Origin of the sequence: Desulfatibacillum aliphaticivorans DSM 15576, from assembly GCF_000429905.1 — a bacterium.
GTDB classification, from domain to species: domain Bacteria; phylum Desulfobacterota; class Desulfobacteria; order Desulfobacterales; family Desulfatibacillaceae; genus Desulfatibacillum; species Desulfatibacillum aliphaticivorans.
In genome coordinates this window covers 350,840-362,930 of sequence record NZ_AUCT01000002.1, presented here as the reverse complement: position 1 = coordinate 362,930, position 12,091 = coordinate 350,840, and the positions used below count along the sequence as shown (strand labels likewise).

10 protein-coding genes are annotated in these 12,091 nt (G+C 54.5%); 6 read left to right on the top strand and 4 right to left on the bottom strand.

The features are described from left to right. The 3 genes from dmeF to G491_RS0103735 all read right to left on the bottom strand — a co-directional run bounded on the left by dmeF (position 1) and on the right by G491_RS0103735 (position 2,687). Positions 1 to 1,008: a CDF family Co(II)/Ni(II) efflux transporter DmeF gene (dmeF, locus tag G491_RS0103745; protein ID WP_028313625.1), complete on the bottom strand. Its 1,008-nt coding sequence runs from the start codon at positions 1,006 to 1,008 to the stop codon at positions 1 to 3. Positions 1,009 to 1,024: 16 nt separating this feature from the next. Further along, positions 1,025 to 1,297: a metal-sensitive transcriptional regulator gene (locus tag G491_RS0103740; protein ID WP_028313624.1), complete on the bottom strand. Its 273-nt coding sequence runs from the start codon at positions 1,295 to 1,297 to the stop codon at positions 1,025 to 1,027. A 220-nt stretch (positions 1,298 to 1,517) separates the two neighbouring features. Then, on the bottom strand, positions 1,518 to 2,687 hold the full coding sequence (locus tag G491_RS0103735) for an endonuclease/exonuclease/phosphatase family protein (RefSeq protein WP_028313623.1): 1,170 nt from the start codon (positions 2,685 to 2,687) through the stop codon (positions 1,518 to 1,520). A 353-nt stretch (positions 2,688 to 3,040) separates the two neighbouring features. Here G491_RS0103735 and G491_RS29340 point away from each other — a divergent pair, with 353 nt between their 5' ends. The 4 genes from G491_RS29340 to G491_RS0103715 all read left to right on the top strand — a co-directional run bounded on the left by G491_RS29340 (position 3,041) and on the right by G491_RS0103715 (position 7,710). Next, a complete protein-coding gene (locus G491_RS29340; protein ID WP_051327017.1) occupies positions 3,041 to 5,683 on the top strand; it encodes a DNA polymerase III subunit alpha in 2,643 nt (880 codons plus the stop codon). Positions 5,684 to 5,980: 297 nt separating this feature from the next. Then, a complete protein-coding gene (locus G491_RS0103725) occupies positions 5,981 to 6,628 on the top strand; it encodes a hypothetical protein (protein ID WP_028313622.1) in 648 nt (215 codons plus the stop codon). Between the two features lie 165 nt (positions 6,629 to 6,793). After that, positions 6,794 to 7,321: a type II toxin-antitoxin system antitoxin SocA domain-containing protein gene (locus tag G491_RS0103720; RefSeq protein WP_028313621.1), complete on the top strand. Its 528-nt coding sequence runs from the start codon at positions 6,794 to 6,796 to the stop codon at positions 7,319 to 7,321. Further along, the gene (locus G491_RS0103715; protein WP_028313620.1) at positions 7,318 to 7,710 is read left to right on the top strand and encodes a Fic family protein; all 393 of its coding nucleotides are present in this window, start codon (positions 7,318 to 7,320) and stop codon (positions 7,708 to 7,710) included. The genes G491_RS0103720 and G491_RS0103715 overlap by 4 nt, the downstream gene beginning before the upstream one ends. Before the next feature lie 5 nt (positions 7,711 to 7,715). Here G491_RS0103715 and hisF read toward each other — a convergent pair whose 3' ends face one another. Beyond that, entirely contained in the window at positions 7,716 to 8,498 is a 783-nt protein-coding gene (gene hisF, locus G491_RS0103710) for an imidazole glycerol phosphate synthase subunit HisF (RefSeq protein WP_028313619.1), read from the bottom strand. Positions 8,499 to 8,799: 301 nt separating this feature from the next. Between hisF and G491_RS0103700 the strand changes: the two genes are divergently transcribed. Beyond that, positions 8,800 to 9,693: a glycyl-radical enzyme activating protein gene (locus G491_RS0103700; protein ID WP_028313618.1), complete on the top strand. Its 894-nt coding sequence runs from the start codon at positions 8,800 to 8,802 to the stop codon at positions 9,691 to 9,693. Further along, the gene (locus G491_RS0103695; RefSeq protein ID WP_028313617.1) at positions 9,674 to 12,085 is read left to right on the top strand and encodes a pyruvate formate lyase family protein; all 2,412 of its coding nucleotides are present in this window, start codon (positions 9,674 to 9,676) and stop codon (positions 12,083 to 12,085) included. Before G491_RS0103700 ends, G491_RS0103695 begins: the two co-directional genes overlap by 20 nt. The last annotated feature ends 6 nt before the right edge of the window (positions 12,086 to 12,091 follow it).

The window sequence follows — 12,091 nt, the reverse complement described above, 5'->3', positions numbered from 1 at the left end:
TTATCCTCCTGTTTTATGGTCGTTTTGGCAATGACATCGGCATTCGTGGTCACGGCATTCCCTGACTTCAATGCTTACATGGGCCGCGTTGGGCAAATCCGCGAGTCTGGCCTGATACTCCCCGGGCCGGCGCCCCTCCCCGGTCACCACCGTGGCCAGGATGGACACCTCCTTGGAGCCCAGCCTCCATACATGCAGGTCGGCGATGCGGCTTTCGCCGTCCGACTCAATCAACTCCACGGCCTGCTTGCGGATTTCCGGGTCAATCTCGCCGTCCAGCAGAATCAATCCCGTGTCTTTGAGCAATCCGTAGGCCCACCTGCTTATAAGCAATCCTCCCACAATTCCCATGACCGGGTCCAGAAAAGACCAACCAAGGTACCTGCCTGCCAAAAGAGCGGCCAAAGCGAATACGGAAGTCAACGTGTCGGCTATGACATGCAGATAGGCGGCTTTGTAGTTTTGATCCTGGTGTCCGTGACCATGGTCGTGGTGATGATCGTGGTCGGGATCATGGTGATGGTGGGAATGGCCGTGGTCGTGTCCGTGCTCCCCGGAGTTGTGCAGAATGAAAACGCTGGCGCCATTCACGGCCAGGCCCACGATGGTCACCAGAATGGCCTCGTCAAAAGCAATGGACACCGGGTTGAACAAGCGGGAGACGGACTCGTAAATCATCCACAAGGCCGTGGCCCCCAAAAACAAGGCGCTGGTGTATCCCCCCAGAATTCCGAATTTGCCGGTTCCAAAGGAAAACCTGCTGGATTCCATGTGCTTCCTGGCCAGCAAATACGCGGCGTAGCTGATGCCCAGGGCGAAGGCGTGGGTGCCCATATGCCAGCCGTCAGCCAAAAGGGCCATGGACCCGGTGAGGTATCCGGCTGTTATTTCGATAATCATGGTGGATGCGGTGAGCAAGACCACCATGAGGGTGCGCCTTTCGTTCCTGCCGTCAGACTCGCCGAAGTGGTGGCCGTGGGCGATCTTGTTTACTGTCTTTGAATGCAACTTCCCGTACTCCCGGTTAACGTATTTTTTGTAAGTGATCGATGAGTTCGTCGATTATGGCCTGGTCGTTTTCCATGGCCGCTTTGGCAATGCAGCCTCGGAGATGATCTCCCAACACCTGGGTCCACACTCCGCGCAGCGCCCCGGAGGCCGAAGCGATCTGCCGCAAGACCTCGATGCAGTCCCGGTTTTGCTCCACCATCTTGGCGAGGCCCCGGATTTGTCCCTCGATTCTCGCCAGCCTTTTGATCAATCTTTCTTTATCCTGATCTGTGCCGCACAAGCTCATGGCTTTCTCCCGGTTAGAGTTCTGATATAGGATATAGGGGTATACCCTATGTGTCAACAGCGAAAATCAAAGCAAGGAAGATATTAGGGAACGAAATCGAAAAAATCCGCGCGTTCGAAAATTAACAGGCCGGGAAAGGCCGCCGGCCGCCCTGCTATAAGCGGCGGCCGGCGCTGGTCTTATTCTTCTTGGGAAGTGCATGGGAAAACGGATGGGAAAATCATTCCGCATCCGATTGATAGGTCAAGAGGTATTCCAGGTAAGCGTCTGAAAAATTGATTTCCAGCTCCACCCAGAGGGGCAGGTGGTCGCTCATTTGGAAGGTGCGCCATTCGCCGTAATATTCCTCCAGGGAGGCGTCTGACTTGCGGGCGGCTTCAATGGCTTTTATTTGATTTTCGGCCTTTTCCCGTTTCTTTTTGGATGTGGCCTTGGCCAGGTCGGCTTTGGCAATATTCAGCTTTGCTTTTAGCTGTTCTTGGATGACGGGCTTATACGTTTCAAAATCATCCGGGCGGTATACGCTGTCAAAGAATTGAAAGACCCTGTCTTCGCGTTTGGGCTCCAGCAGCTTTACTTCATTTTTCCGGGACCGGAAGGAAATCTGGTCATAATATTTCGTCCGGTCCCTGTTGCTGCCCATCCGGTTGCGGACGGCGGTGAATCCGTTTTTCTCCAGGGCGTCGAACCCTTTGCTGCCGGGTTCCAGGATGTTGAAGTCGCCCACCAATATCTGGTTGGCGTCGCTCATTTTGGCTTCCTTGGAGAGGTACTTGGCCACGGCTTTGATTTCCTCCACCCTGCGGGCGTAGGCTTGGGACTTGGTGGATGCGGAACCGTAATAAATATGCACGGTGGAAAACAGGAATTTAAACCAGCCGGACTGGAATTGGCATCCAAAGGGCGTCCGGGCGAACTGGCGTCCTTTGTCCGCAGCCTCGCTGATGAGCATTTTGTCGGGCAGGACGAGTTCCCCGGCGACGCCTTTAAACTTCACCTTGTCCTTGTCGTAGACAAACCCGAGCCTTTCCCTGTTGCCGCCCAGTCCGCTGTGGGTTACGTCCGTGACAATATAATCGTACTGATAGCCCAGATGATGCATGAGCCTGTCCAAAGGGGCCAGGTCCTCACAGATTTCCTGCACGGCCAGAATGTCGAAACGGGACATGATTTCCGCGATATAATAAAAGGACTCCTCCATCCGGGGGCCGTAATTGAAGCGGTCGTCGTCAAAGTTGCGGATGTTCCAGGTTCCCAGTATCAAAGACTCCGAGGTTTTTTTTCCCGGAAAATTCACTGCATCAAACTGGGCGCGCAAACGCTGAATACCCGCAATCGTGCGTTGGCGATCTTCCATGGGCATTCCCTTGAGCGGCTTGTAAAACGGCATGATTTCACCTCCTGAAAATAAGGTTGGCGGACGCGTGCAGCCGGGATGCTGACGGACGAAGCATCTCCACAGTGTGGCCGGCTTTCTGAAAATTTAAAAAATCTGACTAGTACTTTTAGTATTACCGTGGCGGCGGAAAATTTCAATAAATTTTTTCGTTTAAAATCTCTTCCATATGTCATGAAAATGTTAATCCGTCGCAATGGGACGGTTTTGGTGCGGATTCTGTTTTCTTGACTTATAGTACATATGTACTATATTATGATTCTAAAAACAGGCTCCTGGCCGGCGGCTTTGAGGACTTTCCCCCACCCCGGCCCGGGGCCTTTAGCGTCTGCAACCGGAGAAAAAGCGTGTTCGCTCATTTGCACGTCCATAGCGGGTTTTCGTTCATGTACGGAACCTTTTTGCCCGAAGCCCTGGCCGCAAAAGCCAAGGAGGCGGGGTTTACCGCCGCGGCCCTTACGGATAAAAACGGGGTTTACGGGGCCGTGCGTTTTTGCGCGGCGGCGGAAAAGCTCGGCGTGCATGCGGTGATCGGGACGCAGTTGAGCATCGAAGGGCGGGACGACCTGGTGCTGCTGGCCAAGTCGCCCAAGGGATACAATAATTTATGCCGGCTCATCACCCTGGCCCATGAGTACGGTCCGCGGGATCAGCCCGCCTGCCCGGAAAAATTTCTGGCTTTGCACAGCCGGGATATCGTCTGCCTGACCGGAGGCAGGGACGGGAGGTTTTTTAAGCTGGTGGAAGGGGCGGATGGGTCGCAGTACCGCCGGGCCTGCGGCTGGGTCTGGCGTTTGCAGGAAATTTTCGGCAAGGAGAATGTGTATGTGGAAATTCAGAACGCGGGAACGCTTTACGACGCCCGCATCATGCACATCATGGCCAGGGTGGCCGAAAAGGCGGGGGCGCCTTTGGCTGCGACCAACGACGTGGTTTGCCTGGAGCCCGGCGATCTGCCCGTGCATCAGGCCCTGGTGGATATCCAGAACCAGGTGCATCATCGCGCCTGTCAGCCCAGGGAAAGCAGGGAGTATTATCTGAAAAGCCAGGAGGACATGGCCAAGGTGATTCCCTATCCCCAGGCCCTGGAAAATACGGGGATCATCGCCCATGAGTGCCGGGCCATGCTTCCCCTGGGAAAAAGCAGCCCGCCTGTGTTTCCCGTCCCGCCGGGCATGTCCCAGGACCAAGCCCTGGCCAAGCTCTGCTACCGGAGTCTGGCCAGGCGCTTCAATCCCCTGGACCTGGAGGTCCTGCAGCGTCTGGAAAAAGAACTGGGGCATATCCGGCGGCGGGACTTATCCGGGTATTTTTTGCTGGTCAAGGAGATCCATTCATTCGCCAGGGACCGGCGCATCCGGGGCACGGTGCGGGGCAGCGCGGCCGGGTCTTTGGTGCTGCACCTGCTTTTGGGCGGGGTGAACCCTTTGGAGCATCGCCTATTGTTTGAACGATTTTTGAATAACGGCAGACTGGACATGCCGGACGTGGATATGGATTTCGACTCCCTGCGGCGGGACGAAATTTTTGAATATCTGATGGAGAAATATCCCAATCAGGCCGCCATGGTGGCCACGGTTTCCACCTTTCGGGCCAGGGGGGCGCTGCGCAGCCTGGGCAGGGCCTTGGGATACTCCTATGAAAAAATCGACCGCCTCACCCAGTTCGTGCCCTATTTTCTGCGGTCCCACGACATCCGCAAGGCCATTGAGCGCATGCCGGAATTGGAAGGCAGCCCCTTGCTTCAGGAAGACGAACTCTTATGGCTGGCGGAGAAGATCTCGGGCCTGCCCCACAATCTTTCCGTGCACTTGGGCGGCATGGTGCTTACGCCCGGCGAGATTTTCAACTGGAGCCCCTTGCAGACCTCGCGGAAAGGCATTCCCGTGGTCCAGTTCGACAAGGACGACGTGGAAGCCCTGGGTCTGGTCAAGCTGGATATCCTGGGGCTGCGCATGCATTCGGCCCTCCAGGCCGGGGTGGAGTTGCTGGAGAAAAAAGGCGTTCGCCTTTGCCTGGACGAGGTTCCCCTGGACGATCCGGCGACTTTCCGCATGCTTCGCACCACCGATTCGGTGGGGGTGTTCCAGGTGGAGTCCCCGGGGCAGCGGCAGCTTTTGGGGCGGCTTCAGCCCCGGCATTTTGAGGACATCATCGCGGAAATCTCCCTGTTCCGGCCCGGCCCCATGTCCGGCGCCATGGTGGAGCCTTACGTGCTGCGAAGAAACAACAAGGAGCCCGTGACCTATCCCCATCCCGACCTGAAACCCATCCTGGAAAGCACCTTCGGGGTGGTTTTGTTTCAGGAGCAGATTCTGGAGATCGCCCACGACATCGCGGGGATGCCTTACGGCGAGGGGGACCGCATGCGGCGCTCCCTCAGCAAGAAAGCTCCCCGGGCGGTTTTTCGGGAAATGGAGGATGCCTTTGTAAAAGGGTGCTTGAAAAAAGGGTACGACAATCCTACGGCCCAGGCTTTTTTCGACCTGGTGGCCAGCTTTATGGGGTACGGGTTTTGCAAGGCCCATGCGGCGTCTTTTGCGCACATCACGTATCAAAGCGCGTACTTGAAAACCCACTATCCCCTGGCTTTTTATTTTGGAATCCTGAACGCCGAGCACGTGGGCTCCTACCCCCACAGCGTGATCCTGAACGAGGCCAGGCGCATGGGAATTCCCGTGCTTCAGCCCCATGTGAATAAGAGCGGCGCGCAGTATCTTGAGGAAAACGGGGGCATACGCATCCCCTTGATTCGCATCAAGAATATCGGACCGAAATATTGCGCGAAAATCATTTTGGAACGGGAGAAGGGGTTGTTTTTAAGCGCGGACGACTTTACCAGGCGGGTTTCTTTGCCCGCCAAAGCCCGGTTCAGTCTGGAAAAGGCCGGCGCCCTGAAAGGCCTGGACGGCGCCTGGAACGCGCCGCCGCCCGTGTTCCGGGACCCCGTGGTCACCTCGCCGGGCCTTTCGCCCCACGCGGCGAGGTGAGAATTTTTGAGGGGAGGCGGTTGCTCCGGTTACACAAGAATGTTATTAAAAGATCATATTGATTCTTAAAAGAGAGATAGTCCCGAGTGGTTAAAAGCAAAGATCCAGAACACTTGGAGTAGGTAACTTATTCCAAACCTAAACTACGGTTAGGAAAGAAAAACGAATATTTGTTTGGGTTTTGTTTTGCATCAAAAATGCTTTTCAGGGGATTAAAGGTTGAATGATTCAGCAATAGTCCCAATGGGCGGGTAAGTCAGTGCTTCGGCTTATCACATCACAACAATGAGGTGATATATGGCAGATTCAATAGCGATAGCAATCTCCGTTCTTGCGCTGGCTATATCGGGGGTAACTGCGTGGCTTACTTTGCTTCGCAGAGGAACTGTTAGGATGACGCAACCCACTGTTATCTTTTTTGGCCCCGATGGTTCTATCTCTTTCAAGGAACAACCTCTTCCGAAAGTCTACTTACGAACATTGCTTTTCTCCACCTCGAAACGTGGGCGGGTCATCCAGAGCATGCATGCATCGCTAACGAGGAACGAGTCACAGCAAAATTTCAATATTTGGGTTCATGGCGATGACAAGCTGGTTAGAGGAAGTGGGTTATTCGTTGGTGAAACTGGCGTAGCAGCCAACCATCATTTCTTAACTCCTATCGACGGAAACTCCTTTCGGTTCTTGTCGGGTAAATATTGCTTAAAAGTATATGCACACTTGGTTGGCGACTCAAAACAGGTGCTTTTGTTCTGTCAGGAATTGGATGTGTCATCGGAGATGGCGAAATCTCTGGAGGAACCCGGAACTGGACTCTATTTCGATTGGGGACCGGACTCCGCATCTTATCTGCAGCATATAGAAAAGCGTTTGCCATCTCCTGCACCTGAAAAATTATTAGAAGCGTTAGCTTTTGTCGGCAGAGATAAAAAAGACTCGCCATGAAATTCCGACTTATGCCATGTGACATTTGCTGAGAGCCTCTGGGCGCAGTTGTTGTGCGCTATGTTTTTGATAGCGCTATTGACTTGGATGAATGAAGTGTATATTTATATAGAAGGACGAAAGCGTTCGATATGTCAGTGAATTTTTATTCAGGGACTGATTCCCATGACCGTCAAACTTGAAAATCTGCTCCAGGCAATCCTATCTCATTATGAGGGGAGTCTCGACGTCTCCACCTTGACGAAAATGGTCTACCTCGTGGATCTGGAGTCCGTCAGGAGGCATGGAGTGCAGATTTCCTGCATTGAATGGGTTCGGGATAACTGCGGCCCCTTTGGGAGTGAAGTACAAAATTGCGCTTTGCAGAATCCGGACATTTTTGATGTAAAGAACGAAAAGAACGGCGACAGCCTGATTAGTTTGAAAGATAGGACCTCGCCTCTCTCCAAAGTTTCTCCTGACGCCCTTGATCTTGTCAGAACCGTTATTTCCAACGCCCCCAACCCCAAGGAAAATTACCGGAGCTTTGTGGACTATGTCTATAAAACGGCGCCTATGCTGCTTTCCACGCAAAACGGCCCCCTGGATGTAGTCGCTTCCATATTATCTGAGCAGGAAGTGGACGAATTTATTCATTCCGTGGCGGATGATGAGGAGTGGCAGGCTGCCATGGACTATCTGGCCGTCAATTGAACTGCCTCAAGCCGGAAACCATCATTCTTTTCAACCAAAAAGCCCTGCGTGCGACCGGTGCAGGGCTGGTTCTGAACCGCGCCCAGGTGAATAATCTTCGTTCATATGTGGAAGCAACCGTGGGCTACCACGGTTTTGATGAACTGGAGACCTTCTGCCTTGCCGCCTACCTGATAGTCAAACAGCACAATTTCAGGGATGGTAACAAAAGAACGGCCCAGCATGTTTTGCTGAATTGTTTGCGGCAAGCCGGCTGGACGTATACGGGCAGGCCTATTGATCTGGCCCGCAGGATTGTGGAATTAAGCAAATCCGAGGCAAACCGAAAGACGGAATCCATCCTGGAATTATCCTATTTTTTAAAGCCCAAACTTCAAAAGAGACAATAACTTTTTTACTGCAACTCATCCCTGACGGAAATGCCCTGGCTTTTCAGGTGGTCCTTGATTTCCGGAATGGTGTAGGTTCCGTAGTGAACCATGGAGGCGATGAGGGCCGCGTCGGCCTTGCCCTCTTTGAGCACGTCGGCCAGATGTTGAGGGATGCCGCCGCCGCCCGAAGCGATGACCGGGATGTTCACGTTTTCCGAGATAAGCGCGGTCAGTTCCAGTTCGTAGCCTTCCTTGGTGCCGTCCGCGTCAATGGAGTTGAGGCAGATTTCCCCGGCGCCCAGGCGTTCGCCTTCCTGGGCCCACCACAGGGCGTCGATGCCCATGTAGGTGCGGCCGCCGTTGATGACGATTTCGTAGCCGGAGGGGATTTTTTCGGACTTTTCCACCTTTTTCACGTCCATGCCAAGGACCACGCACTGGTTTCCGAACGCTTCGGCGCCTTGGGTGATGATCTTGGGATTCTTGACCGCAGCGGAGTTCACGGAGATTTTTTCCGCGCCGGCCAAAAGCACATCGCGCATGTCCTCCACCGAGGAAATGCCGCCGCCCACGGAAAAGGGGATGAAAATGGTTTCGGCCACGCGGCGCACCACGTCGATCATGATGCCCCGCTTTTCGTGGGACGCGGTGATATCGTAGAAGACCAGTTCGTCGCAACCGGCTTCATAATAGATACGGGCCATATCCACGGGATCCCCGATATCCACATTGCCTTTGAACTTGATTCCTTTGGTGGTCTTTCCGTCCCGGACATCCAGGCATACGATAACGCGTTTGCTTAACATGGCTTTCCCCTGTTTCTTAAAATGATTAGAGCCGCCGTGCGGCCCTTGTTTGCCTTATGGCACAACACGCCGTGCATGTAAAGAGCTTGAAAAGCCTCCGGTTATGGTATGCACAAGGGCCTTAAAAACCCTTGAGTCTTCCTATCCCGCCAGTCTTCCTATCCCGCCCTTGCGGACTATGCACTTGCATGGTATCATTCAAAACGAAACGCAAGGGCCTGTTTGGCGCCATTCTTTTTTAAGATGAAAAGCGCCGGGGCCTTTGCCTTGCCGCCAATAGCCATTATGCAGGGGGGCGCCCGTGGCTATCTTGTTCGACATCCAGCGCTTTTGCATCCATGACGGTCCGGGGGTGAGGACCACCTTGTTTTTCAAGGGCTGCCCCTTGCGCTGCCAGTGGTGCCAGAATCCTGAATCCCAAAATCCAAAGCCGGAAATCGCCTTTTATCAGGAAAAATGCGTGGGCTGTTTTGAATGCCTGGAGGCGTGCCCCCGGGAGGCCATTTTAAGCCTGCCGGACCAACGCGTAGACAGGAACAGGTGCGACGCTTGCGGTAAGTGCGCCGAGGTTTGCACTCAGGATGCCTTGCGCCTTGTGGGCGGGGATTGGGACGCGGAATCCCTGCTGGAGGAGATTGCCGCTGACCGGGATTTTTTTCTGGATTCGGGCGGAGGCGTCACTCTTTCCGGGGGCGAGCCTCTCCTGCATGGGGATTTTTTGCTGGAATTTCTTTCCCTGGCCAAGTCCGAGGGGATTCACATAAACCTGGAGACTTGCGGCATGGCCGGATACGAGGTCCTGAGCAGCCTGACGCCTCTATTGGATTTGGTGTACTTTGACCTTAAACTCATGGACTCCCAAGAACACGCCCGATATACCGGCGCGCCAAACGCTCGCATTCTGAACAATTTTTCCCTGTTGGCTGAGGAGTTTCCCGCCGTCCAGGCCCGCATGCCGGTCATTCCCGGTGTGAACGATTCCGGGGAAAATATCTTTCAAACAGCCGCCTTTTTGCGTCATAATAACAAAGACAGCATCCACTTGCTGCCTTATCACAACCTGGGGCAGTCCAAGCTCACCCGCCTGGACGCCGGAGCCGAGCCGTTTTACATCCGGGACATCCCGGAGGATTATTTGATCCGAGCCAGGGAGGCCTTTGAAAAGGAGGACGTCCATGCCATTGTCTACGAATAAAAAGCAAGCCCGCCCTGCCTCGCCCGGGCTGTTCCTGGTTCAAAAAAAAGACCGCGTAACCCGCCTGAAAGAAGCCGTCCAGGCTGCAACGCCGGGAATTTGCACGGAGCGCGCATTATTGTGGACGGAATATTTCAAGGACAAGGCCAACCGGACTAAGCATGTTTACGTGCAAATGGCCGAGGCCCTGGCCCACTCCCAGAAAAACCGCTCCATCGCCATTCATCCCGGCGAGTTGATTGTGGGCAATTACACCTCCCGCAGGGTGGGGGGGCTGTTGTTCCCGGAACTGCACGGGCTGGTGGTCATGCAGGACCTGTTCAAGTTCCCCAATCGAGAAACCAACCCCCTGGAAATCTCCCGCCTGGACCAGGCCCGCCTGCTGTCCATCGCACCGTTTTGGGCCACCCGGATGCTGGCCGTGAAGACCTGCGACTCCTGGTTGGACACTTTTTCCTTGGTCCTGAATCAGCTTATGGGGAATTATTACATCATCAACGAAGCCGCCGGGATTTCCCATATCGCCCCGGATTACGAAACCCTCTGCCGCCTGGGAACGGACGGCATCGCCGCAAAGGCCGCCAAGCTCCAGAAGCAGAACCTCATGGACGCGGACAAGTGGTATTTTTACGAAAGCGTGAAGATAGCCGCCGAGGGGCTGGCCGCCTTTGGAGAGCGTTACGCCCAATTGGCCGGGGAAATGGCGGAAAGCGAATTGGACGAAGATCGTGCGGCGGAGTTGAAAGGCATCGCCGAGGTTTGCTCACGGGTTCCGAGAAAAGGCGCCAAGACCTTCCGCGAAGCCCTGCAATGCTGCTTTTTCGCTCAGATCGCCATCAATAACGAAAGCCTGGACAACTCCGTCTGCCCCGGCAGGATGGACCATTATTTATATCCCTATTATGAAAAGGACCTGAAAACCGGCCTCCTGACCCGCGAGGAGGCCAAAGAGCTTGCGGGCGCCTTTTCCGTAAAGATGTCCGAGATCGTGCCGGTTTTTTCCAAATACATCACAAGGACCCATGGGGGCTTTTTTAACGGCCAGATAGTCAACGTGGGGGGAACCCACAAAAACGGCAAGGACTCCACCAACGAGCTGACCATGATTTTTTTGGAAGTCATGGACGAATTGCGCATGCGCCAGCCCAATTACACGGCCCGGGTCCACAAAAACTCCCCCAAAGAATACCTGGACAAGGTTTATGGCATTCTTTCCAACGGCGCCAATTCTCCGTCCATTTACAATGATGAGGTGATTGTTCCGGTCCTGAAGCAAAACGGCGTGAAAATCGGCGACGCCCGAAATTACACCCCCGTGGGATGCGTGGAGCCTGTCGCTCAGGGGGTATCCTTCTCCTCCACGGACGCGGCCTTGTTCAATACGGCCATTATCCTGGAACTGGCCTTGAATCAGGGACGGCGGCTGGGCAGATTCGCCCGGATAGGCGCCAAAACCAAGCCCGTCTCCCAGATGACATGCATCGAGGACGTCCAGGAAGCCTTTGAAATTCAGATGTTTCATGGCATAAACCGACTGCTGAAGGATTTGCAGGCCATCGAAATCGCCAACGCGGAATATCATCCCACGCCGCTATCCAGCATGCTTTTGGACGGATGTTTGGAAAACGGGGCCTGCTCCACCCGGGGCGGGACGCGCTACAATTTTTCCGGCATTCAATGTGTGGGGCTGGTGGACGCGGGGGACTCCCTGGCCGCCATCCGGCAGGCTGTGTTTGAGGATAAAAAGCTCAGCATGGAAGAGTTGGCCGGCCATCTGAAAAATAACCTGGCTGACGACCGCTGGCGGCATTATTTGTTGAATATGCCCAAGTTCGGCAACGACGATCCCGAAGCCGACGTCTGGACCGCCTACGCCCTGGACGTTTTCAATGCAGCCCTGGACGGAAAGACAAGCACTCGGGGCGGCAAGTACACGGTGGGCGTTTATTCCGTCACCCTGCACGAGTATTGGGGGACGGTGGTCTCGGCCCTGCCAAACGGCCGCAGAAATGGCGAAAGCCTGTCCAACGGCATGTCTCCCTCCAACGGCCAGGATCGTAAAGGCCCCACGGCCGTGTTGAACTCCATGAACCGCATCGACTATTCAAAGACGGATAACGGCATCAATTTCAACATCAAGTTCGATGCAAACACCGTGGGAAGCCCGGCCGGCTGCATGGCCATGAAAAGCATCTTCTCCACCTATTTCAAGCGCGGAGGCATGCAGGCCCAGATCAACGTGCTGGACCCCAAGGTTTTGATCGAAGCCAGGGACAACCCCGAAGCCTATCCCCATTTGCTGGTTCGGGTGTCCGGTTACTCGGCCTATTTCAACGACCTCACCCCGGCCATGAAAGAGGAAATGATTCGTAGGACCAGCATGGGGTTGTAAAATAAA

Bases quoted from the DNA above. Each gene is read 5' to 3' on its own strand.
- G491_RS0103740 (WP_028313624.1), bottom strand. From the start codon at position 1,297: ATGAGCTTGTGCGGCACAGATCAGGATAAAGAAAGATTGATCAAAAGG.
- G491_RS0103735 (WP_028313623.1), bottom strand. From the start codon at position 2,687: ATGCCGTTTTACAAGCCGCTCAAGGGAATGCCCATGGAAGATCGCCAA.
- G491_RS0103725 (WP_028313622.1), top strand. From the start codon at position 5,981: ATGGCAGATTCAATAGCGATAGCAATCTCCGTTCTTGCGCTGGCTATA.
- G491_RS0103720 (WP_028313621.1), top strand. From the start codon at position 6,794: ATGACCGTCAAACTTGAAAATCTGCTCCAGGCAATCCTATCTCATTAT.
- hisF (WP_028313619.1), bottom strand. From the start codon at position 8,498: ATGTTAAGCAAACGCGTTATCGTATGCCTGGATGTCCGGGACGGAAAG.
- G491_RS0103695 (WP_028313617.1), top strand. From the start codon at position 9,674: ATGCCATTGTCTACGAATAAAAAGCAAGCCCGCCCTGCCTCGCCCGGG.